General features: G+C 73.0%; 22 protein-coding genes and 1 riboswitch. Of the genes, 12 read left to right on the plus strand and 10 right to left on the minus strand.

What is annotated here, in order from left to right; genetic code table 11:
• Window positions 1-13 precede the first annotated feature (13 nt).
• Window positions 14-1327: a threonine synthase gene (gene thrC, locus ACIRSU_RS32230; RefSeq protein ID WP_403800091.1), complete on the minus strand. Its 1314-nt coding sequence runs from the start codon at window positions 1325-1327 to the stop codon at window positions 14-16.
• Window positions 1321-1462: riboswitch (SAM riboswitch) on the minus strand. (Overlaps the previous gene by 7 nt.)
• 121 nt (window positions 1463-1583) lie before the next feature.
• On the opposite strand from thrC, the gene ACIRSU_RS32235 reads away from it, so the two are divergent.
• Window positions 1584-2528, plus strand: a complete 945-nt coding sequence (locus ACIRSU_RS32235) for a glucosyl-3-phosphoglycerate synthase (protein WP_403800094.1) — start codon at window positions 1584-1586, stop codon at window positions 2526-2528.
• 167 nt (window positions 2529-2695) lie between these two features.
• The gene (locus ACIRSU_RS32240) at window positions 2696-4057 is read left to right on the plus strand and encodes a trehalose-6-phosphate synthase (protein ID WP_403799766.1); all 1362 of its coding nucleotides are present in this window, start codon (window positions 2696-2698) and stop codon (window positions 4055-4057) included.
• A gap of 108 nt (window positions 4058-4165) precedes the next feature.
• On the opposite strand, the gene otsB is transcribed toward ACIRSU_RS32240, so the two are convergent.
• The 3 genes from otsB to ACIRSU_RS32255 form a co-directional block, all read right to left on the minus strand.
• A complete protein-coding gene (gene otsB / locus ACIRSU_RS32245; protein ID WP_403799768.1) occupies window positions 4166-5011 on the minus strand; it encodes a trehalose-phosphatase in 846 nt (281 codons plus the stop codon).
• Between the two features lie 80 nt (window positions 5012-5091).
• Window positions 5092-5331: a DUF3263 domain-containing protein gene (locus tag ACIRSU_RS32250; RefSeq protein WP_403799771.1), complete on the minus strand. Its 240-nt coding sequence runs from the start codon at window positions 5329-5331 to the stop codon at window positions 5092-5094.
• A gap of 68 nt (window positions 5332-5399) precedes the next feature.
• Window positions 5400-6674, minus strand: a complete 1275-nt coding sequence (locus ACIRSU_RS32255) for an ABC transporter substrate-binding protein (RefSeq protein ID WP_403799774.1) — start codon at window positions 6672-6674, stop codon at window positions 5400-5402.
• 195 nt (window positions 6675-6869) lie between these two features.
• Between ACIRSU_RS32255 and ACIRSU_RS32260 the strand changes: the two genes are divergently transcribed.
• The 3 genes from ACIRSU_RS32260 (at window position 6870) to ACIRSU_RS32270 (ending at window position 10068) form a co-directional block, all read left to right on the plus strand.
• Window positions 6870-7826, plus strand: a complete 957-nt coding sequence (locus ACIRSU_RS32260; protein ID WP_403799777.1) for an ROK family protein — start codon at window positions 6870-6872, stop codon at window positions 7824-7826.
• The gene (gene nagA, locus ACIRSU_RS32265) at window positions 7826-8971 is read left to right on the plus strand and encodes an N-acetylglucosamine-6-phosphate deacetylase (protein ID WP_403799779.1); all 1146 of its coding nucleotides are present in this window, start codon (window positions 7826-7828) and stop codon (window positions 8969-8971) included. Before ACIRSU_RS32260 ends, nagA begins: the two co-directional genes overlap by 1 nt.
• 152 nt (window positions 8972-9123) lie before the next feature.
• Window positions 9124-10068, plus strand: a complete 945-nt coding sequence (locus tag ACIRSU_RS32270) for a 1-phosphofructokinase family hexose kinase (RefSeq protein ID WP_403800097.1) — start codon at window positions 9124-9126, stop codon at window positions 10066-10068.
• A gap of 59 nt (window positions 10069-10127) precedes the next feature.
• Here the strand turns inward: ACIRSU_RS32270 and ACIRSU_RS32275 are convergent, their stop codons facing one another.
• Entirely contained in the window at window positions 10128-11117 is a 990-nt protein-coding gene (locus ACIRSU_RS32275; RefSeq protein WP_403799782.1) for a CBM35 domain-containing protein, read from the minus strand.
• Window positions 11118-11248: 131 nt separating this feature from the next.
• Window positions 11249-13018: a diguanylate cyclase CdgB gene (gene cdgB / locus ACIRSU_RS32280; RefSeq protein ID WP_403799785.1), complete on the minus strand. Its 1770-nt coding sequence runs from the start codon at window positions 13016-13018 to the stop codon at window positions 11249-11251.
• 247 nt (window positions 13019-13265) lie between these two features.
• Here cdgB and ACIRSU_RS32285 point away from each other — a divergent pair, with 247 nt between their 5' ends.
• Window positions 13266-13832, plus strand: a complete 567-nt coding sequence (locus tag ACIRSU_RS32285; RefSeq protein WP_403799788.1) for a flavin reductase family protein — start codon at window positions 13266-13268, stop codon at window positions 13830-13832.
• A 13-nt stretch (window positions 13833-13845) separates the two neighbouring features.
• On the opposite strand, the gene arfB is transcribed toward ACIRSU_RS32285, so the two are convergent.
• On the minus strand, window positions 13846-14283 hold the full coding sequence (gene arfB, locus ACIRSU_RS32290) for an alternative ribosome rescue aminoacyl-tRNA hydrolase ArfB (RefSeq protein WP_403799791.1): 438 nt from the start codon (window positions 14281-14283) through the stop codon (window positions 13846-13848).
• Window positions 14284-14388: 105 nt separating this feature from the next.
• On the opposite strand from arfB, the gene ACIRSU_RS32295 reads away from it, so the two are divergent.
• Together ACIRSU_RS32295 and ACIRSU_RS32300 are read left to right on the plus strand one after the other, a co-directional pair.
• Window positions 14389-14964, plus strand: a complete 576-nt coding sequence (locus ACIRSU_RS32295) for a TerD family protein (RefSeq protein WP_403799794.1) — start codon at window positions 14389-14391, stop codon at window positions 14962-14964.
• 67 nt (window positions 14965-15031) lie between these two features.
• Window positions 15032-15544 carry a GNAT family N-acetyltransferase gene (locus tag ACIRSU_RS32300; RefSeq protein WP_403799796.1) on the plus strand — a complete coding sequence of 171 codons (513 nt, stop codon included), beginning with the start codon at window positions 15032-15034 and terminating at the stop codon, window positions 15542-15544.
• A gap of 71 nt (window positions 15545-15615) precedes the next feature.
• On the opposite strand, the gene ACIRSU_RS32305 is transcribed toward ACIRSU_RS32300, so the two are convergent.
• Together ACIRSU_RS32305 and ACIRSU_RS32310 are read right to left on the minus strand one after the other, a co-directional pair.
• Entirely contained in the window at window positions 15616-17031 is a 1416-nt protein-coding gene (locus tag ACIRSU_RS32305) for a M1 family metallopeptidase (protein ID WP_403799799.1), read from the minus strand.
• Window positions 17032-17176: 145 nt separating this feature from the next.
• On the minus strand, window positions 17177-17722 hold the full coding sequence (locus ACIRSU_RS32310) for a heme-binding protein (RefSeq protein ID WP_403799801.1): 546 nt from the start codon (window positions 17720-17722) through the stop codon (window positions 17177-17179).
• Window positions 17723-17979: 257 nt separating this feature from the next.
• Between ACIRSU_RS32310 and ACIRSU_RS32315 the strand changes: the two genes are divergently transcribed.
• From ACIRSU_RS32315 to ACIRSU_RS32330, 4 genes are all read left to right on the plus strand, one after another.
• On the plus strand, window positions 17980-19155 hold the full coding sequence (locus ACIRSU_RS32315; protein WP_403799804.1) for a sensor histidine kinase: 1176 nt from the start codon (window positions 17980-17982) through the stop codon (window positions 19153-19155).
• A complete protein-coding gene (locus tag ACIRSU_RS32320) occupies window positions 19152-19817 on the plus strand; it encodes a response regulator (protein ID WP_403799806.1) in 666 nt (221 codons plus the stop codon). The genes ACIRSU_RS32315 and ACIRSU_RS32320 overlap by 4 nt, the downstream gene beginning before the upstream one ends.
• A gap of 68 nt (window positions 19818-19885) precedes the next feature.
• Window positions 19886-21097, plus strand: coding sequence for an FAD-dependent monooxygenase (locus ACIRSU_RS32325; RefSeq protein ID WP_403799809.1), 1212 nt, complete (start codon window positions 19886-19888; stop codon window positions 21095-21097).
• A 114-nt stretch (window positions 21098-21211) separates the two neighbouring features.
• A complete protein-coding gene (locus ACIRSU_RS32330) occupies window positions 21212-21712 on the plus strand; it encodes a hypothetical protein (RefSeq protein ID WP_403799812.1) in 501 nt (166 codons plus the stop codon).
• 25 nt (window positions 21713-21737) lie between these two features.
• Here ACIRSU_RS32330 and ACIRSU_RS32335 read toward each other — a convergent pair whose 3' ends face one another.
• Entirely contained in the window at window positions 21738-22409 is a 672-nt protein-coding gene (locus ACIRSU_RS32335; protein ID WP_403799814.1) for a pentapeptide repeat-containing protein, read from the minus strand.
• Between the last annotated feature and the right edge of the window lie 48 nt (window positions 22410-22457).

The following is a 22457-nucleotide window of genomic DNA, read 5'->3' on the forward strand; positions in this document are numbered from 1 at the left end:
TTCCTAAGAGCGGTCAGTGGGCCAGGCCGGCGTCGCGGAACGCGTCGAGGCTCGGGCGGATGGTGGCGGTCGCCTGAGAGGTGTCGGCCACGGCGTCCAGGGTCTTGAGTCCGTCACCCGTGTTGAGGACGACGGTGGTCTTCGACGGGTCGATGACGCCGTTCTCGACGAGCTTCCTCGTCACGCCGACGGTCACCCCGCCCGCGGTCTCGGCGAAGATGCCCTCGGTGCGGGCGAGCAGCTTGATGGCGTCGACGACCTGCTCGTCGTCGACGTCCTCCACGGCGCCGCCGGTCCGGCGGGCGATGTCGAGCACGTACGGGCCGTCGGCCGGGTTGCCGATGGCGAGCGACTTGGCGATGGTGTTCGGCTTCTGCGGGCGTACGACGTCGTGGCCGGCCTTGAAGGCGGCGGAGACCGGGGAGCAGCCCTCGGCCTGGGCGCCGAAGATCTTGTACGGCTTGTCCTCGACCAGACCCAGCTTGATGAGCTCCTGCAGACCCTTGTCGATCTTGGTGAGCTGGGAGCCGGAGGCGATCGGGATGACCAGCTGGTCCGGGATGACCCAGCCGAGCTGCTCGCAGATCTCGTACGCGAGCGTCTTGGAGCCCTCGCCGTAGTACGGGCGGAGGTTGACGTTCACGAAGCCCCAGCCCTCGCCGAGCGGGTCGCCGATGAGTTCCGAGCAGAAGCGGTTGACGTCGTCGTAGTTGCCCTCGATGGCGACGAGGTCGCCGCCGTAGACACCGGCCATGACGACCTTGCCCTGCTCCAGGTCGTGCGGGATGAACACGCAGGAGCGGAAGCCGGCCCGGGCGGCGGCGGCGCCGACGGCGCCGGCCAGGTTGCCGGTGGAGGAGCAGGAGAGGGTGGTGAAGCCGAAGGCGCGGGCGGCCTCGATGGCCTGGGCGACGACCCGGTCCTTGAAGGAGTGGGTCGGGTTGCCTGAGTCGTCCTTGACGAACAGCTTGCCGGGCTCGACGCCGAGCTCGCGGGCCAGGTTGTCGGCCTGGACGAGCGGGGTCCAGCCGGGGTTCAGGTTCGGCTTCTCGGCGACGTCGGCCGGGACGGGCAGGAGCGGGGCGTAGCGCCACACGTTGGCCGGGCCGGCCTCGATGCGCTTGCGCAGCTCTTCGGGGTCGCCGGTCGGCAGGTCGTAGGCCACTTCGAGGGGGCCGAAGCACAGCTCGCAGGCGAAGATCGGGCCGAGCGGGAAGGTCTCGCCGCATTCGCGACAGGAGAGGCCGGATGCGGGACCGAGGTCGACGGAGGTGGTCGCGGATGCGACGGTCTGAACAGCCATGGAGGCGAGGCCCTTTCTCCTCATCTTCCTCATGACGCATTTCGCCATGAGACGGATTTGGCACCTTCCCTAGCCGGGGGCCTCGCTGGGCGAGACAAACCGACTGGAGGGTTGCCGGGGCTTCAACGGGCCGTATCCCTCTGCCCCTCTGGATGAGCGGTATTCGATTGTGGATCGCGGTCGGCACCCCGACATGCATCGGGGATCCGCGTTGTTCAAGACTGTAACCGAAGCCTTCGGAGCCTGAGAGGGTCGTCCGATCCGCGAGATGGAGATCACGTTGCTGGAAGAAGTGGAGCGCTGGCTCGCCCGGCGGTCCTGGTCCGTGGCCGACCGTCCGCTGGAGCGGATCCTCGCCGCCAAGCGCGGTACGAAGGTGAGCGTCGTGCTGCCCGCGCTGAACGAGGAGGCGACGGTCGGCACGATCGTCTCGGTGATCCGCCGCGAGCTGATGACGGAGGCGGTGCCGCTGGTGGACGAGCTGGTGGTGGTCGACTCGGGCTCCACCGACCGTACGGCCCAGGTGGCCGCCGCGGCCGGCGCGCGGGTGGTGGCGCGCGACGCGATCCTGCCCCGGATACCGGCGCTGCCGGGCAAGGGCGAGGTCCTGTGGCGGTCACTGATGGTCACGAGCGGGGACGTGGTCTGCTTCGTGGACGCGGACCTCAGGGACTTCTCGGCGGACTTCGTCTCCGGCATCGTGGGGCCGCTCCTGACTGACCCGGACGTGGACTTCGTGAAGGCGATGTACGACCGCCCGCTCGGCGACGCTCCAGGTCAGGGCGGTCGGGTGACGGAGCTGGTGGCGCGTCCGCTGCTCAACCTGCACTGGCCGCAGCTCGCCGGCTTCGTCCAGCCGCTGGGCGGCGAGTACGCGGCGCGCCGCTCGCTGCTCGAACAGCTGCCGTTCCCCGTCGGTTACGGAGTGGAGCTGGGCCTGCTGGTGGACGCGCTGCACACCGTGGGCCTCGACGCGCTCGCACAGGTGGACGTGGGAGTGCGCAAGCACCGCCACCAGGACGGCCAGGCGCTGGGCCGGATGGCGGCGGCCATCTACCGCACGGCGCAGCTGCGGCTGTCGCGCGGACACCTCGTACGGCCGCGGCTCACGCAGTTCGAGCGGTCCGAGGAGGGGTTCACGCCTCGGACGTACGCGGTGGACACGGAGGAGCGGCCGCCGATGGCGGAGGTGGCGGAGTACGCGGAGCGCCGCCGCGTGGCGTGACGGCCCGCGTGCCACAGGGACCCACGACCGGACGCCGGGACCCACGGCGCGGCGCCGGAACCCACGGCGTGGCGCCGTCCGTCTCGATCCGTGAGCCTGCCGTCTCGAAAACGCACTGTCTTAAATCCGTACGTTTGAGCGTTTACAGGACGGGCTAGGTTCGCCATATGGCTTCTGTCCTCGTGGCATCGAACCGCGGCCCGGTCTCGTACACCGTCCGCCCCGACGGCTCACTGGACACCCGGCGGGGCGGCGGCGGCCTCGTCTCGGGGCTCAGCGCGGTGCCCTCGGGGCTGTGGGTGTGCGCGGCGCTCGGCGCCGGGGACCGCGAGGCGGTGCGGCGCGGGGTGGCCGAGCCGGGCGTGCGGATGCTCGACATCGACCCGGCCGTGTACGCCGACGCGTACAACGGCATCGCGAACTCGGTGCTGTGGTTCCTCCACCACCACCTCTACGACATCCCGCGCGCGCCCGTCTTCGACGCCGCCTTCCGCCGCCGCTGGGAGTCCTACCGCGCCTACAACCGGGCCTTCGCCGAGGCGCTCGCACAGGCCGCGGACGAGGGCGCGGCGGTCCTGGTGCAGGACTACCACCTGGCGCTCGTGCCGGGGCAGCTGCGGGTGCTCCGGCCCGACCTGCGGATCGGACACTTCACGCACACCCCGTGGGCGGACCCGTGGTATCTGCGGATGCTGCCGGAGGACGTCCACGAGGAGCTGGTCGCGGGCATGCTCGGCGCCGACGAGGTCGGCTTCCACACCCGGGCCTGGGCGGACGCCTTCCTCGCCGATCCGCGCGTGGCGCGCTCGATCGGCGACACCCGGGTCCGTACGCACCCGCTCGGCGTGGACGGCGACGACCTGCGCGCGCTCGCGCACCGGCCCGAGGTCGACGAGCGGCTCGCCCGGCTCCGGGAGGAGGTCGGCCCGGGCCGGAAGACGATCGTCCGCGTCGACCGCACCGAGCTGTCCAAGAACATCCTGCGCGGCCTGCTCGCCTACCGCGAGCTGCTCACCACCCACCCCGAGTGGCGCGGCCGCGTCGTCCACCTCGCCTCCGCCTACCCCTCCCGCCAGGACCTGGAGGTCTACCGCTCCTACACCGCCTCGGTCAGGGAACTCGCCGAGGCGGTCAACGCCGAGTTCGGCACGGACGACTGGCAGCCCGTCGTCGTCTCCGTCCAGGACGACTTCACCCGCTCCCTCGCCGCCTACCGCCTCGCCGACGTCGCCCTGGTCAACCCCGTCCGCGACGGCATGAACCTGGTCGCCAAGGAGATCCCGGTCGTCTCCGACGCGGGCTGCGCACTGGTGCTCTCCCGGGAGGCGGGCGCGTACGAGGAGCTGCGCGCCGACGCCCTCACGGTCAACCCGTACGACGTGACGGAGACGGCCGAAGCCCTGCACGAGGCCCTCTCGATGCCGGCGCCGGAGCGCGCGGACCGCACGAAGCGGCTCGCCGCCGCGGCGACGGCGCTGCCGCCGCGGCAGTGGTTCCTGAACCAGCTGGACGCGCTGCGGGACCGGTAGGGCGGTCGGGCGACCGGCGTGCCCAGCGGTCCGGGCGCCCTGTGACGACACCGCTCCGACGAGGGGCCCCGGACCGGGGCCCCTCTGCCATGCCTCCGGCTCGCGGCGTCATGCCTCCAGCTCGCGGGCCAGGCCCGCCAGGAACTCCACCACCGCCGCCGGTCCCGCCACCGTGAGGTCGGCGCGGTCGGCGAGGTCGGGGACGGCCCGGGCCTCGGCGGCGGAGCAGACGAGGAGGCCGGGGGTGCCGTCGGAGCGGAGCTTCTCGACGGCGGCGTAGGCGGGCAGGTCGCCGAGGTCGTCGCCCGCGTAGAGGACGGAGGAGGCGCCGATCTCGCGGACGTAGTCGGCGAGGGCGACGCCCTTGTCCATGCCCGGGGGGCGCAGTTCGAGGACCAGGCGGCCGGGTTCGAGGACCAGGCCGTGGGCGGCGGCGAGGTCGGCGAGGGGGCCCTTGAGGGCCTCGAAGGCGCCGTCGGGGTCGGCTGCGCGGCGGGTGTGGACGGCGACCGCGCGGCCCTTCTCCTCGATCCAGATGCCCGGCCAGGCGCCGTGCCGGTCGAGGAAGCCGGGCAGCGCGGCGCGGACCGGGGCGACGCCCGGGTGCGGGGCGGCGGCGTGGACGGTGCCGGTGACGGCGTCCCAGCGCTCGGCGCCGTAGTGGCCGAGGACGACCAGGTGCTCGAGGCCGGGGACGCCGGCGAAGCCCCCGTACCGTACGGCCACTCCGGCGGGCCGGCCGGTGACCACGGCGACGGAGGCCACCCGCGGGGCGAGGGCGGCGAGCGCGGGCACGGCGCCGGGGTGGGCGCGGGCGCGCTCGGGGTCGGGGACGATCTCGGCGAGCGTCCCGTCGAAGTCGAGGGCCACGACGGCCTTCTCGGGCCGCGCGAGGAGCGCGGCGAGTCCGTCGCGGCCGGCGGCTGTGGTCGGGTGCGGAGGGCTGCTGACCATGCCCCCGACCCTACCCAGGGATGCCCGTCCCGTCAGCGGGGCGAAGCCGCGCCCGGACGGAGCCGCGCCCGGACGGAGACTCAGCGGCGCTCCGCGCGCTCGGCCCGCACCCGGCGCAGCCGGTTCACGGTCACCGGGTCGTGGGCGAGGGCGCGCGGGTCGTCGAGGAGGGCGTTGAGCAGCTGGTAGTAGCGGGTGGCGGAGAGGCCGAGCTGTTCGCGCACCGCTCGTTCCTTGGCGCCGGGGCCGGGCCAGGAGCGGCGCTCCATGGCCAGGACGGCCCGCTCCCGCTCGCCGAGCTCCCCGAGTTCACTGGTCATACCGACCAACTTATTCCGCGCCGCTCACTCCGCGCTCCATCCGATCTCACTCCGGGCTCACACCGGGCTCACTCCGCGCTCTCCGCCGTCGTCGCCTCGCGCGCGAGGCGGCCGAGGACCTCCGAGGGCTTGGCGCCCGGCTCGACCGCCTTGCCGATCTCCGCCTTGACGCTGCTGCTGACCTGCGCCCAGGACGTCTTGCCGACGGGCGGCAGCTGGGAGTCGGGCAGCGCCTCCAGGAACTCGCGCAGGGACGCGTGCTCCGGGGCGGACTGCATGGCGAGGGAGGCGGTGATGGTGGCGGGCAGCAGGTCGTTGTCGCCGGCGAAGCGCAGCACGTTCTCGTCGCTGAAGACGAAGTCGAGGAAGGCGCCGATCTCCTTGCGGTGGCCGTTCTGCTTGAAGCCCATGATCCAGTCGGCGACGCCCATGGTGGCCTTGGCCTTGCCGTCGCTGCCGGGCAGGGCGACCTTGCCGACCTTGATGCCCTGCTTCTCGGCCTCCTGCATGAGGGACGGGTGGCCGTTGAGCATGCCGACCTCGCCGCGCGAGAAGGCGGCGAAGGCCTCCTTGCGGTTGAGCTTGCCGGGGGCGACGGGGCCGGTGAGGCCCTCGCCGACGAGGTGGGTGCGCAGCCAGTCGAAGGTGCGGACGTTCGCCTCGGAGTCGATCTTGTAGCGGTCGGTGCCGTCGGTGTAGCCGCCGCCCCCGCTGAGCAGCCACATCATGGTCTCGGCCTGCGCCTCCTCGGGGCCGAGCGGCAGCGCGAAGGGGTAGGTGACGCCCTTCTTCCTCAGCTTCCCGGCGGCGGCCGCGAGCTCGTCCCAGGTGGTCGGCGGCTCGGCGACGCCGGCCTTCTCGAACAGCTCCTTGTTGTAGAAGAGCAGCCGGGTGGAGGCGACGAAGGGCATGCCGTACTGGGTGCGCTTGTACTCGCCGGCGGAGACCAGCGGGGCGAGGAAGTTGGCCTGCACGGGGATGGAGAGCAGCTCGTCGGCGGAGTAGAGCTTGCCGGCGGCCGCGTAGTCGGCGTAGGCGCCGATCTGCGCGAGGTCGGGGGCCTGGCCGGCCTTGACCAGCTCGGCGACCTTGCGGTCGACGTCGTTCCAGGACTCGATCTGGACCTGGACCTTCACGCCGGGGTTCTTCGCCTCGAAGGCGGCGACGAGGCCGGCCCAGTACTTCTTGGTGGAGTCGCCGCCGGTGAGGTCGTAGTCGGCGGCCACCAGCTTGAGGGTGACGTCGCCGTCGCCGCCGGTGAGGCTGGAGCAGCCGGTGAGGCCGGCCGTCAGGCCGAGTGCTCCGGCCGCCGCGGCCAGTCCCAGGAATCGTCGCCGCTGCACAGCCGTAACCCACCCTTTGCTCTTCGTCGAGGCAATGTTCGCCGCAAGTTTCTCCCGGGTAGCCGCCGGAGGTCTACACCACTCGCGTATCGCTTCTGCAACGCCGGGCCTCCCGGAACCCGGGATTTGTATCCGCGCGCAACAATCCTCCACAGTGGACTAGACCTTTCGATCCCTACACGCGAGACTGTTCCCGTGAGACACGTCATCGCCCTCGATGTGGGCGGCACCGGCATGAAGGCCGCCCTCGTCGGGGCGGACGGCACCCTGCTGCACGAGGCGCGGCGGGCCACCGGGCGCGAACGCGGCCCCGAGGCCGTCGTGGAGACGATCCTGGGCTTCGCCGAGGAGCTGCGCACGCTCGGCCAGGAGCGGTACGGCGAGCCCGCCGCGGCCGCCGGCGTCGCCGTGCCCGGCATCGTCGACGCCGCGAACGGCATCGCCGTCTACGCCGCCAACCTCGGCTGGCGCGACGTCCCCCTGCGCGCCCTGCTCAGCGAGCGGCTCGGCGGCATCCCCGTCGCCCTCGGCCACGACGTGCGCACCGGCGGCCTCGCCGAGGGCCGCATCGGCGCCGGCAACGGCGCCGACCGCTTCCTCTTCGTCCCGCTCGGCACCGGCATCGCGGGCGCCATCGGCATCGGCGGCGCCATCGAGGCCGGCGCCCACGGCTACGCCGGCGAGATCGGCCACATCGTCGTCCGCCCCGGCGGTACGGAGTGCGGCTGCGGCCAGCGCGGCTGCCTGGAGCGGTACGCCTCCGCCTCCGCCGTCTCGCTCGCCTGGGCCGCCGCCTCCGGCGACCCGGACGCCGACGCCGCCGACTGCGCCAAGGCCGTCGAGTCCGGCGATCCGGCCGCCGTACGGGTCTGGCAGGACGCCGTAGCCGCGCTCGCCGACGGCCTGGTCACGGCCCTCACCCTGCTGGACCCCCGCACGCTCATCATCGGTGGCGGTCTCGCCGAAGCAGGGGAAACGTTGTTCACACCCCTTCGGGCCGCCGTGGAGGAGCGCGTCACGTTCCAGAAGCTGCCCGCCATCGTCCCGGCGGCCCTCGGGGACACCGCCGGATGCCTGGGCGCGGGCCTCCTCGCCTGGGACCTGATCGCCCGCTCACCGGCCCCGTCCGCCGACTCGGAGGTATCCGCCTGATGGCCGTTTCCACAGTTCTCGCCGGGGCCCGAGTGGTGCTGCCGACCGGAATCGTCGAGAACGGACGAGTGATCGTCGAGAACGGCCGCATCGCGGGCTCCGTCGCTACCGAAGCCCCTACGGTCGACCTCTCCGGCCACTGGCTCGTGCCCGGCTTCGTCGACCTGCACAACCACGGCGGTGGCGGCGCGTCCTTCACCTCCGGCACCGTCGACGAGGTCCTCCACGGCGTCCGCACCCACCGGCTGCACGGCACGACCACCGTCGTCGCCTCCTTCGTCACCGGTGACATGGACTTCCTCCGCACGCGGGCCGGCCTGCTCTCCGAGCTCGCCGAGCAGGGCGACATCGCCGGCATCCACTTCGAGGGCCCCTTCATCTCCCCGTGCCGCAAGGGCGCCCACGACGAGACCCTGCTGCGCGACCCCGAGCCGGCCGAGGTACGCAAGCTCGTCGACGCGGCCCGCGGCCAGGCCCGCATGGTCACCCTCGCCACCGAACTGCCCGGCGGCCTCGACTCCGTACGGCTGCTCGCCGAGCACGGCGTCATCGCGGCGATCGGCCACACGGACGCCACGTACGAGCAGACGCGGGCGGCCATCGACGCCGGCGCCACCGTCGCCACCCACCTCTACAACGCGATGCCCGGCCTCGGGCACCGCGCGCCCGGCCCCGTCGCCGCGCTCCTGGAGGACGAGCGGGTCACCGTCGAGCTCATCAACGACGGCACCCACCTGCACCCGGCCGCCCTGGAGCTGGCCTTCCACCACGCCGGCCCGGAGCGCGTCGCCCTCATCACCGACGCCATGGACGCGGCCGGCTTCGGCGACGGCCGCTACATGCTCGGCCCGCTGGAGGTCGAGGTGAAGGACAGCGTGGCGCGACTCGTCGAGGGCGGCTCCATCGCGGGCTCCACCCTGACGCTGGACCGGGCGTTCAAGCGCGCCGCGACCATCGACGGACTGCCCGTCGAGTCCGTCGTCCAGGCCATCTCCGCCAACCCGGCGAAGCTCCTCGGCGTGTACGACCGGGTGGGCTCCCTGGAGGCCGGCAAGGACGCGGACATCGTCGTCCTCGACGCGGAGTTCGAGGTCAAGGGCGTGATGCGCAAGGGCGAGTGGCTGGTCGAACCCCGCGTGCGGTGAGGTCGCCACAACGTGCGGAAAGTTGTCTCAAGGCGGTTGGTCCCGGGTCTGGGCCAACCGCCTTCTGTTTGGCATGATCAGGGCGCCGAGACAGCCGGTGACGAGACAGCCGGTGAACAGCTGGTGGGACGAGAAGACGGGGGGTGGACCAGGTGATCCTCACAGTCACCCTCAACACGGCGCTCGACCTCACCTACCGCGTGCCCGCCCTCGTCCCGCACGCCTCCCACCGCGTCACCCAGGTCATCGAACGCCCGGGCGGCAAGGGCCTGAACGTCGCTCGCGTGCTCGCCGCGCTCGGCCACGAGACCGTCGTCACCGGCTTCGCCGGCGGCCCCACCGGTGACGTGCTGCGCGGTCTGCTCGCCGCGACCGCCGCCGGCCTGCCCGGCCGGGTCCACGACGCGCTCGTGCCGACCGCCGGCGCCACCCGACGCACCGTCGCCGTCGTCGACGCCGCCAGCGGCGACACCACCCAGCTCAACGAACCCGGCCCGGCCATCACCCCGGCCGAATGGGCCGCGTTCACCGCCCGCTTCACCGAACTCCTCGACGGTGCCCGGGCGGTGGCGCTGTGCGGCAGCCTCCCGCCCGGCATCCACGTCGGCGCCTACGCCGAACTCGTCCGGCTCGCCCGCGCCGCCGGCGTGCCCGTACTGCTCGACACCAGCGGCGAACCGCTGCGCCGCGGCATCGCCGCCCGCCCCGACATCGTCAAGCCCAACGCCGAGGAACTCGCCCAGCTCACCGGCTCCCGCGAACCCCACCGCGCCACCCGCGACGCACGCCGCCGCGGCGCGCACGCCGTCGTCACCTCGCTCGGCCCCGAGGGCCTGCTCGCCGTCACCCCCGACGGCCTCTGGCAGGCGGCCCCGCCCGCCCCCGTACAGGGGAACCCGACCGGCGCGGGCGACTCGGCCGTCGCCGCGCTCCTCGCCGGCCTGGTCGACGGCACCGACTGGCCCACCCGCCTCACCCACGCGGTCGCCCTCTCCGCCGCGACCGTACTCTCCCCGGTCGCGGGCGAGTTCGACGAGCCGGCATACGAGGCCCTGCTCCCCCGCGTCAGGCTGCACGCACCGGCGACGGCGGCGTAATCCGCGCCCGTACGGGCCGGTTAAGCCCGCACGGGCCGGTTCAGCTCGTGCGGGCCGGTTCAGCCGGTGCGGATCTCCAGCCAGTCGAAGATCGCGTCGCACTGGTTGCCCTGCTCGCACGACAACTTGATCGTGTTCATGCCCTCCTTGAGGGTCACCGGCGCCCAGGTGGTCTGCCAGTTCTTCTCCAGGTTCGGGTCCGAGGAGTGGACGAAGTTCTTCAGGCCTATCGGGTTGCTGTTCGCCTCGTCGTTGACCGTCAGGGTCGCGTTCGCGTCCACCGCGGGGATCGCGTAGCGCACGTACAGCCGGTAGCTGCCGGCCGTCGCCACGTTCGCCTGCCACGTCACCGAGGACCCGATCGCGTTGAACCCCGTGACGTACGCGCCGTCCGCGCCCTCCGCGCCCTTGATGTCCTTGGCGAGCGCCGCCGAACCACCCAGCTTCAGCGTCGCCGCGTCCTGCTTCGGCAGCTCCTGCGTGGGCTGCGAGGACGGGCTCGGGTCGGTGGAGGGGGACTCGGACACCTGGGTCGGGGTGCCCGTCGGGTTGCCACCGCCGCCCGCGTTGTCGTCCTCGTTGCCCGTGTTGCTGATCACGGCCGCGGCGATGCCGATGACGACGACCGCGACGACCGCCACGGCGCCGATGAGCAGACCCCTGGTGTTGGGACCGCGGCCGCCGCGACCGGCCGCGACCGGCGGCGTGGGGCGGGTCGGGGCGCCGCCCGGGTAGGTCTCGGGGGCCGCGTACTGCGGGTGCGGCTGGCCGTAGCCGCCCGGCTGCTGCCCGTACGCCTGCTGCTGCGGCACGTGCGCCTGCGCGGCGTGGGCATGGTGGGCCTGCGCGTGGCCGCCGTACTGGCGCTCGCCGACCGCGCGGACCTGGTTGTACGAGGTGCGGGGGACGCCCGGCTGCGCCGCCGGACCCGGGTAGCCGTAGCCGCCGCCCGTGGGCGGCTGGGCTCCTGCCGCCTGACCGTCCGCGTACAGATAACCGAACGGATCGTCGTCCTCGGGCGTCTTCGCGCCGTCGTTACCGGCAGCCATCCGGGTCACTCCTTTTCCCTGCTCGCCAGCCGTCGCCGACCGGCCGAGCCTACCTCGAACGGCCCTCCGGCCGGTCTGGTGGCGTGTGTACGAGCGGTGAACGAAACCGCGGTGCGGCGGCTCGGCGGGCCTCAACCGGCCCTGCGGTGCACCTTCGAGCGCGACCGCTTCTCGATGTACATCCGTTGGTCCGCGCTGTTCAGGACCTCTTCCACCGTCATGCCGCACTCCGCCCAGCCGATGCCGAAGCTGGCCCCGACGCGCACGGCCCGCCCGTCCACCCGGATCGGCGGGATGATCGCGTTGCGCAGCCGTACGGCGAGGTCGGCGGCGTCGGCCGCGCCCAGGCCGTCGGCGAGGACGACGAACTCGTCGCCGCCGAGCCGGGCGACCGTGTCCCCGTCCCGTACGCCCGTGGTGAGCCGGCGGGCGACCTCGATGAGGACGGCGTCGCCGGTGTGGTGGCCGAAGCGGTCGTTGATCGACTTGAAGCCGTCCAGGTCGCAGAAGAGGACGGCGAGGCCCTTGGTGCCGTCGTCGACCTCGCCGCCGGTGGGCGCGACGGTGTGCACATGGTGGTCGTACGCGCCGCCGGCGCCGCCGACCGGCGAGAAGCCGAAGCCGTGCTCGCGCTCGTACCCGTAGTCCGAGCCGTAGTCCGTTCCGTACTCGGATCCGTACTCGGAACCGCGCTCGCCGTCGTAGGCGGGCTCGTACGCGGGGCCGCGCGGTGCGGGGGCGGTGTCGCCGGCGCCCGCGAAGGGGCGTTCGCAGAGCCGGGCGGAGAGCCGGGAGCGCAGCTCGGCGCTGTTGGGGAGGCCGGTGAGGGCGTCGTGCGAGGCGCGGTGGGCGAGCTGGAGCTCGTGCCGCTTGCGCTCCTCGATGTCCTCGACGTGGGTGAGGAGGAAGCGGGGGCCGTCGGCGGTGTCGGCGACGACGGAGTTGCGGAGGGACACCCAGACGTACGTGCCGTCGCGGCGGGCGAGGCGCAGCTCGGCGCGGCCGCCCTCGGCGGAGGTGCGGAGCAGGGTGCCTATGTCCTCGGGGTGGACGAGGTCGGCGAAGCTGTAGCGGCGCATCACGGAGGCGGGACGGCCGAGGAGACGGCACAGGGCGTCGTTGGTGCGGAGGAGGCGGCCGTGCTGGTCGCCGCCCATCTCGGCGATGGCCATGCCGGAGGGCGCGTACTCGAACGCCTGCCGGAACGACTCCTCACTGGCCCGCAGGGCCTGCTGCTCGCGCTCCAGACGGATGAGGGCGCGCTGCATGTTGGAGCGCAGGCGCGCGTTGCTGATCGCGATGGCGGCCTGGGAGGCGTACATCTGGAGCGCCTCGCAGCCCCAGGGGCCGGGGTGGCGGCCGTTGCGCGGGCGGTCGACGGAGATGACGCCGAGCAGCTCGCGGCCGGAGCCGGAGCCCGAGCCGGACTCCGAGCCGGGGGAACCCGCCGGGTGGGCGGAGCGGACGCTGGGCGCGTACATCGGCGCGTAGAGCCGGTCGTGCGGGTGCCACTCGTCCTCGAAGCGGGGCGCGGGGCCCTCGGTGTGCCACTGCGGGACGTCGTCCTCGATGAGCACCCAGCCCTCGGTGTGCGGGATGAAGCGCAGGTCGCCCCATGCCTCGCCCATGGCGAGGCGGCGGTCCCAGGAGGCGCGGGAGCCGACCCGGCCGGTGATCAGGGCCTCGGCGGCGGGGCTGCCGGCGAACGCCGACACGACCAGATCGCCGTCGGGGCGCACGAGGTTGACGCAGGCCAGCTCATAGTTGAGCCCGTTGACGATGCCGTCGGCGACGGCCTGCACGGTGTCCGCCAGGCTGCGTGCGGTGTTGAGGTCCGCCACGACCTGATGCAGCTGCCGCAGGGTCGCAAGACGGACGTACGGCTCCGACTCGGTCTCCATCGCTCGCTCTCCCCGAGACCTCGACAGCTGACTCCAGGGTTCTCATCGGCTCATCGGCTACGTGGTGCACTGTTCCCGCCACTGAATCACAGCGAGCTGTGCACCCGGTACACAGGGTCAACAATTAGCGCCCTCTGTGACTCAAGTCACAGAGCCTTCACGAGCCCCGGTCCTAGGACCCACGAGGGAAGACCGCTGGTCCCGGGGCCCGATGCGGCGGCCGCCGGGCCCGGACTAGCGTGCGAGTGTGCTGCAGAAGACGCCCGCGCTCGGGACCCCCACCGTCGACCTGGCCATCCCTCATGCTGAGGGGGTGAGCAACGACGCGTTCAAGGCCGCCATGTCCCGCCTCGCGGCGGGCGTCGTCCTGGTGACGGCCCACGACCCGGAGGACGGCCCGCACGGCGAGGACGTCGGCATGACCGCCACCGCCTTCCTGTCGGTCTCCCTCGACCCGCCGCTCGTCCTGGTCAGCCTGCGCAACGGCTCCCGCATGGACGACGTGCTCACCGAGGTGCCGGTCTGGGCGGTCTCGCTGCTCGCCGAGAGCCAGCGGCACGTCGCCGGCCGCTTCGCCATGAAGGGCCGCGTCAGCGACCGGCTGCTCTTCGCCGACGTGCCGTACACCCGCGGCCCGCACAGCAACGCGCCCCTGATGGGCGGCGCGCTCGCCACCCTCGAATGCCGCACGGAGAGCCGCGTCGTCGCCGGCGACCACACCCTCGTCATCGGCCGCGTACTCGCGACGACGCTGCCGTCGGCGGAGGGCAACCCCCTGACGTACTTCAAGGGCCGCTACCGGACGCTGGGCTGAGTCCCCGGAAGGCTCAGCCCCAGTCCTTCGCCTGCCGCCCGCGCTTCGTCTCCGCCCGCTGCTTCTTCTCCCGCAGCCGCCGCTCGTTGATGCCGCGCGGGATCTTCGTCGGGCGGCGCGGCTTCGGGGGCGGGGCGGTGGCCTCGGCGAGCAGCGCGGCGAGACGCACGGCGGCGGTCTCGCGGTTGCGCCACTGGGAGCGGTGCTCGGAGGCGCGGACGGTGACGACGCCGTTCACCAGGCGGCCGGCGAGCCGCTCCAGGGCGCGCGCCTTCCACACCTCGGGCAGGGCCGCCGTCGCCGCCAGGTCGAAGCTCAGCTCCACCTTCGAGTCGGAGGTGTTGACGTGCTGGCCGCCCGGCCCGGACGACCGCGAGAAACGCCACAGGAGCTCGGCCTCGGGAAGCGAGACGGAGCCGCGGATCGGATAGGGACCGGACATGTCTTCCATGTTCCCCGGACCCCGCCGGTGCGTCACTCTGTTTTCGCACGGGAACCGCCCCGCCGCACCGTGCGTTATCGATATCGACGACAGCACCTCAGAAAGGGACTTCCCATGGCTGTAAGCCTGTCCAAGGGCGGCAACGTCTCCCTGACCAAGGAGGCCCCGGGCCTCACCGCCGTCACCGTGGGCCTCGGCTGGGACGTCCGTACGACCACGGGCACCGACTTCGACCTCGACGCCTCCGCGATCGGCGTCGACGCCACCGGCAAGGTCGTGTCCGACGGCCACTTCGTCTTCTTCAACAACAAGTCGACGCCGGACCAGACCATCGTCCACACCGGTGACAACCGCACGGGCGAGGGCGGCGGCGACGACGAGCAGATCAACGTCAACCTGGCGGGCCTCCCGGCCGGCGTCGACAAGATCGTCTTCCCGGTCTCCATCTACGACGCGGTCAACCGCGCGCAGAACTTCGGCCAGGTCCGCAACGCGTACATCCGCATCGTCAACCAGGCCGGCGGCGCCGAGATCGCGCGCTACGACCTGTCGGAGGACGCCGCCGTCGAGACCGCCATGGTCTTCGGCGAGCTGTACCGCAACGGCGCCGAGTGGAAGTTCCGCGCGGTCGGCCAGGGTTACGCCTCGGGCCTGGAGGGCATCGCCCGCGACTTCGGCGTCAACATCTGACCCGCGGCCCTACACGGAGCCCCGGCACCCGGCGACCCCGCCCGGTCCGGGGCTCTACGCTTTCCCGGTGATCGTCGAACCCCTGCCCGCCAAGGACCCGCGCGACATCCCCGGCCCGCTGCTCACCGAACTCACCGGCCTCTACGCCTCCAACCACGAGTTCCAGCAGCTCAGCGGCGACTTCCCGGACCCCGACCACATCACCCCCGAACAGGTGGCCGCCGCCCTCGCCGACGACCTCGCGCAGCCGACCGCCGAGGTGCTGCTCGCCCGCTCCGAGGGCCGTCTGGTCGCCGTCGCGGTCACCCTCGGCCGGCACCCCGACCCGGTCCAGGCGGACCCGTGGCTCGGCCTGTTGATGGTGCACGCCGAGGAGCAGCGCGCCGGGTACGGCCGCCGGCTCGCCGCGTACGTCGAGGAGAGCTTCCGCTCCGAGGGCCGGCAGGGCCTGCGGCTCGCCGTCCTCGAGAACAACCCGCGGGCGCTCGCCTTCTGGACCTCCCTCGGTTACGAGGAGACCGCGCGCCGCCCGGACCTGGCGCACGGCCGCCCGTGCATCGTGATGCGCAAGGCCCTCTGAGCCTTCGGAGCCTGCTGAGCCATCAGGGTCCGAGCCCTCTCCGAGCCTGCTCTGGGCCTGCTGACGTCCGATCAGGGCTTGTCGGGCTTCTCGTCCCCGTACAGCCACACCTTCCACACGTCCGAGAGGTCCTCGCCCGCCACCGACTCCGCGTACTTCGTGAAGTCCTCGGTGGTGGCGGTGCCGTACCGGTGCTTCGCCGGCCAGCCCGACAGGATCTCGTAGAAGACGTCGTCGCCGACCTTCTGCCGGATCTTGTGCAGCACCATCGCGCCCCGCTGGTACACCGGCGCCGAGAACAGATCCTCGGAGCTGGTCGGCGCGGCCGGCGGGAAGGCCCAGGCGTCGTCGTTCGCGAACGCCTTCTCGAAGTTCTTCTGCGCCGGAGTGTGCTGGAAGTCCTCCTCGTACAGCCACTCCCCGTACGTCGCGAAACCCTCGTTCAGCCAGATGTCCTTCCAGCTCGCGGGCGTCACGGAGTCGCCGTACCACTGGTGCGCCAGCTCGTGCACGAGCGTGCCCTCCTCGAAGGAGGAGGCCGGGAAGATCGGCCGGCCCTGCGTCTCCAGGGCGTAGCCGAGGTCGCCGTCGCGCTCGACGATCGCGCCGGCGGCGGCGAAGGGGTACGGCCCGAAGTTCTGCTGCTCCCAGTCGAGGATCTCCGGGATCTTCGCGCGCAGCGCGGCGCTCTTCGCGGCGACGGACGGGTCGGCGGCGGTCAGCACCGGCACCTTGGCCCTGCCGAGGGTGGCGGTCGTCGTCGACGTGTCGAAGTGGCCGATCGCGAGCGTCGCGAGATAGCTCGCCATCGGCTCGGCCGCGTGCCAGACCGAGGTCGTGGTGCGCCCGTCGGCGCTCTTGCGCTCGGAGGACAGCACGCCGTTGGAGACGGCCTGGAGGCCCGCAGGGACGGTGACGGTGATGTCGTAGGACGCCTTGTCGGACGGGTGGTGGTTGCCCGGGAACCAGGCCATGGAGCCGGTCGGTTCGCCGACCGCGACGGCCCCGTCGGCCGTCTTGAGCCAGCCCTCCTCGGAGCCGTCCGAGTCGGTGATGGTCTTCGGCACGCCGGTGTACGTGACGGTCGCGACGAACCGCTTCCCGGCGTCGATGTCGTCGCGCGGGCGCAGCGTCAGCTCGTTCCCGGCCCGGTTGACGGCGGCGGGCGCGCCGTCGACGGTCGCGCCCCGCACGGTGAGCCCGTCGAGGTCCAGGTTGAAGGCGCTGAGGTCCTGGGTGGCCCGCGCGGTGATCTCGGCGCGGCCGTCGAGCCGGCCGCTCGCGGGGTCGTACGACAGGGTGAGCGCGTAATGGCTCACGTCGTAGCCGCCGTTGCCGAGCTTGGGGAACATCGGGTCGCGCAGCCCGGCCGCACCGGGCGTGCCCTGCACTCCCCCGCCGCCCGCGCCGCCGCCGGTGCACCCGGCGGCGAGCAGGGCGAAGACGACGGCCACGGCTCCGGCCCGGACTCGGCTGCGCGTATTCACGAACCGATCCTAAACAGACGTACGAACACTTCGCGGGCAGGACGACGGCGCCCGGCCGGGGGAACCGGGCGCCGTCGCGCATGAGGGGGCGTCAGCCGCGCTTGTCGCGTCGGTCGCGTCCGTCGCGTCCGTCGCGCCTGTCGCGTCAGTCGTCGAGGGACGCCACGCCCGCCTGGGCGAACTTCTCGTCGAGGTCGCCGGAGGGCGCACCGGCCACGCCGATGCCGGCGATCGGGGCGCCGCCCGCGGTCACCGGGGCGCCGCCGGCGAGGAAGAGGGTGCCGGGGATGTCCTTCAGGTTCGGGGCGGTGGCGAGCCGGCCGGCGAGGACGGAGGTCGGGGCGTTCCAGGAGACGGCGGTGTACGCCTTGCGGACGGCCGACTCGTAGGACTGCGGGCCGGCGCCGTCGCCGCGCAGCGTCACGATGGTGTTGCCGTTGCGGTCGACGACGGCGACGGAGACGCGCTGGTTCTCCTTCTCGGCGGCCTTCAGCGTGGCCTGCGCGGCCTTGGTGGCGGCGCCGATCGTCAGGTGGGTGGACTGGCGCAGGTTGTCGTTGTCCGCGTCGGCCTTGGCGACGACCGCGGCGGGGGCGGCCTGCGGGGCGGTGGCGTTCGCGGAGACGGCGCCGAAGGTGCCGGCCGCGAGGACGACGGCGGCGGTGGTGCCGAGGAGGAACTTCTTCTTCATGGCGGTCTCCTGAGGGTCCGGGTCCGAGAGGGCGAGGAGGGATGCGGGGGGCGAGGAAGGACGTTGTTCCGTTCGCTCTGCATCGATCCTCCGTCCGGATCCGGCGCCGGCCGGTCCGCGTTCCGGCTGCCGTCGGCGCGCATAGTGGTGGACGGGGAGGTCAGCCGATCGGTTGATGCCGGCCTGGTCCCGCTGGGCCAGGATGGACACGTATACCCAGGTCAGACCCGTATTGCAGGCAGCGAAGAAGGTGGACGATGGACCGGGACCCGGACGCCCGCTGGCTGGCGCGGGTCATGCACGTCGCCTTCTTCCTCCTCCTCGGCGCCTCGCTCGCCCGCTTCCTGCTGCGCCACCCCTGGGAGGACCGCAGCCCCTGGATCGTCGCGCTCTCCGGCGCGCTCGCCTCCCTCTACCTCCTCGGCCCCGTCCTCGGCACCCGCGCCACCCCGCGCCGGATCGCCTGGCTGTGCACGGTCGTGGCCGTGTGGATGGTCCTCGTCGTGCTCGCGCCGAGCTTCGCCTGGTGCGCGGTGCCGCTCTTCTACACGGGCCTGCGCACCCTGCCGCCGCGCGCCGCGCTCGGCCTGGTCACGCTGCTCACCGTCTTCGTCGTGACCGCGCAGGTGCAGCTCTCGCACGGCGGCTTCGACCCCAACCTGGTGATCGCCCCGCCGGCCGTCGCCGCCATCGCGACGGCCGTCTTCGTGCACGCCGAACGGCAGGCCGAACGGCAGCGGGCGCTCATCGAGGACCTCATCCGCACCCGCCGCGAGCTGGCCGCGACGGAGCGCCGTGAGGGCACCCTCGCCGAGCGGCAGCGCCTTTCGATGGAGATCCACGACACGCTCGCGCAGGGCCTGTCGAGCCAGCAGATGCTGCTCCAGGCCGCCGACCGCACCTGGGACAGCGACCCGGCGACCGCCCGCCGCCATGTCCGTACGGCCGAGTCGATCGCCGACCGCAACCTCGCCGAGGCCCGCCGCTTCGTGCACGACCTGGCCCCGGCGGACCTCGCGGAGGGCGGCGGCCTGGAGGAGGCGCTGCGCGGGCTCGCCACCCGCGAGTCCGGCGCCGGCCTGGAGGTGCGCTGCCATGTCGACGGCACCCCGGACCGGCCGCTGCCCGACCGGGTCCAGTCGGCGCTGCTCCGCATCGCGCAGGGCGCCCTCGCGAACGTCCGCGAGCACGCCGGCGCCACCTCCGCCGCGCTCACCCTCACGTACCTCGACGACCAGGTCGTCCTGGACGTCGCCGACGACGGCCGCGGTTTCGACCCGGACCGGTCGCCGTCCTCGGAGGGCGTACGAGGGCACGGGCTGCCCGCGATGCGGGTGCGCGCGCAGCAGCTGGGCGGCACGCTGACGATCGAGTCCACCCCGGGCGAGGGCACCGTGCTCTCCGCCGCGATCCCGCTGGAGGTACGTCCGTGACGCCCGCCACGCCCGCGACGCCCGCGACCGAGCCCGTCCGCGAGCCCGTCCGCATCCTGCTCTGCGACGACCACGCCGTCGTACGCGCCGGTCTGCTCGCCCTGCTCGGCAGCGCGCCCGGCATCGAGGTGGTCGGGGAGGCGGGCAGCGGCGAGGAGGCGGTCGCACTGGCCGCGCACCTGCGGCCGGACGTGGTCCTGATGGACCTCCAGCTCGGCGCGGGCATCGACGGCGTCGAGGCCACCCGCCGGATCGCGCCGACCGGGGTGCACGTGCTCGTCCTCACCACGTACGACACGGACGCCGACATCACCCGGGCGATCGAGGCGGGCGCCACCGGCTACCTCCTGAAGGCCGAGCGGCCCGAGGAGCTGTTCGCGGCGATCCACTCCGCCGCCCAGGGCCGCACGACGCTGTCGCCGCCGGTCGCCAGCCGCGTCATGGACCGGATGCGGGGCGCCGCCCGGCCCACGCTGACCGACCGGGAGCGCGACATCCTCGGCCAGCTGGCGCACGGCCTCGGCAACCGCGAGATCGCCCGCGCGCTGTTCATCAGCGAGGCGACGGTCAAGACCCATCTGGGCAGGATCTACGCGAAGCTCGGCGTCGACACGCGGGCGGGCGCCGTGGCGGTGGCGAAGGAACAGCGTTTGCTCTCCTAGGGCCTCGGGCGACTGCTACTGTGCGCTTCCGTTCCAGCGCACACTGTCACGCCCCCGTGGGAGCGCACGTGAAGATCACCATCGTCGGCGGCGGGCCCGGCGGCCTGTACTTCTCGATCCTGATGAAGCGCCAGGACCCCTCCCACGAGATCACGCTGTACGAGCGGAACCCGGCCGGCGCCACCTACGGCTGGGGCGTCACCTACTGGGCCGGGCTCCTCGACAAGCTGCGCGCCGGCGACCCGGAGTCGGCGGAGGCGATCGCCGCCGCGTCCGTCACCTGGACCGACGGCGTGGCCATCGTCCGCGACGAGCGCACCGTGCACCGCGGCGACGCCGGCTTCGGCATCGGCCGCCGCACGATGCTGAACCTGCTCGCCGACCGGGCCCGCGAGCTGGGCGTACGGGTCGAGTACGAGCACGCCGTCGGCGGCCCCGACGCCCCCGAGCTCGCCGGCGCCGACCTGGTCGTGGCCGCCGACGGCGTGAACAGCGTGCTGCGCGAGGCACACCCGGACCGCTTCGGCGCCGAGGTCACCAGCGGCCGCAACCACTACGTCTGGCTGGGCACTACCAAGGTCTTCGACTCCTTCAGCTTCGCCTTCAAGGAGACCGAGCACGGCTGGATCTGGTGCTACGCGTACGGCTTCAGCGGCGAGCAGTCGACCTGCGTGGTGGAGTGCGCGCCGGACACCTGGACGGGCCTGGGGCTCGACCGGACGAACGAGGCCGACAGCCTGCGCCTCCTGGAGAAGCTGTTCGCCGACCTGCTCGACGGCGAGCCGCTGATCGGCCGCGAGCAGCACGGCGGCGGCGCCCCGGCCCAGTGGCTGAACTTCCGCACCCTGACCACCCGGACCTGGCACCACGGCAACACCGTCCTGCTCGGCGACGCCGCCCACACCACCCACTACTCCATCGGCGCGGGCACCACCCTGGCCCTGGAGGACGCCCTGGCGCTGGCCGCCGCCCTGCGCACCGGCGCCGACGACCTGCCGGCCGCCCTCACCACCTACGGCCGCAGGCGCCGCGCCGAACTGGTCTCGGCCCAGAGCGCGGCCCGCTACAGCGCCCAGTGGTACGAGAACCTGCCCCGCTACATGCGCCTGGAGCCGGCGCAGATGTTCGCCCTCCTCGGCCAGCGCCACTCCCCGCTGCTCCCGCACATCCCGCCCCAGCTCTACTACCGCCTCGACCACGCCGCCGGCCGCCTGGAGTCCCTCCGCCGCCTCAAGCGCTGGCTGGGCCCCCGCCTGGCAAGGGCGGCACACCGAGGCTGAGAGCCAGGGGCACGGCGGGCGGCGGACGCGGCGACCGGCGGGCACGGCGGCCGGCGGGCACGGCGGCCGGCGGGCGGGGCGACCGGTGGGCACCCGGCATGGGACCATCGACCCGTGCTCGACATCGGCTACTCGCTCTCCCGCCGCTTCCCCGACCCCCCGCAGACGGACTACCGCCGCGCGGACGTCCACGCGCTGCGCCACGACCTGTTCTGCGGCGACGTCTACCTCGCGGACACGGAGAAGGACCAGGAGGTGTCCACAGCCTGGGGATGGGTGCCGGTGCTCGACTTCGCGTGGGCGCTGTGCGACATCGTCGAGCAGCTCGACCGCGACCCGCGCGGCAGCCGCGCCGCGCAGCCGCAGTACGCGGAGCTCGACTTCACCGAGTCCTCCGACGTCATGATCTTCGAGCGCCGCTTCGGCTGGGTGGACGTCGAGGCCGACTGGATGCCGGGCGACGAACCGCCGCTCACCTTCGGCCACGCCCAACTGCGCCGCGAGGCCCGCGACTTCCTGCACGACCTGATCGCCGACCTCGTCGACATGCACGAGGGCCTGGCCGACAACCCGATCGTGTGGGACCTCCAGGCCCGCTTCCCCCGCGTGCCCTGACGCCGTGTCCCCGTACGCGTAAGGGTCAGTCCTCCACCCGCACCCCCAACTGCGCCGCGAACACCGGCGCCAGGTCGAGCAGCTGCGCCGTGGAGATCACGGCCCCGGCCAGCGCGTCGACCCCGCGCGCGATCTCGAGCCGCTGCACCGTGCGCAGGTCCACGTCCTTCAGCCGCGCCCCGCTGAAGTCCGCCCCGATCAGGACGCAGTCCCGGAACTCCACCCGCTCCAGGTGCGCGCCCCCGAAGTCGGGCTCGCTCAGCACACAGCCCTCGAAGACGACGTCCTTCAGCTTCGCCTTCCGCAGATTCAGATAGTCCGCCTTCCCTCCCCTCACCCACACCCGCTCGAGGACCGCCCCGTGCAGCTGCGTCCCGCCGAGCCGCGCGTCCACGACCTCCACGTCCCGCAACTGCGCCTCCGCGAGGTCGGTGCCCACGCCCCGAACCCCCTCCAGCACCGAGTCGAGGAAGCGCGCCGCCGTCAGCCGCGCCTCGTCGAGCGCGCAGTCGCGCAGGGCGCAGTCCAGGAACCGGGCGCCCGCGCCGTCCTGGCCGGCCAGGTCGAGACCGGTGAGCTCCAGGCCGTCGTAGTCCCCGTCGGGCTCCAGGCCCCCTTCGTACGCCCCGAGCTCCGGCAGCCGGACCTCGGGCCGGCGCACCGCCGGGACGGGCTTCCTCTTCCTCGTACTCGTCATGCCACCCATCGTGACGCACACCACTGACAACGCCCCGGCCCCGATGTC

It is taken from the genome of Streptomyces sp. NPDC101160, from assembly GCF_044768205.1.
GTDB lineage: Bacteria > Actinomycetota > Actinomycetes > Streptomycetales > Streptomycetaceae > Streptomyces.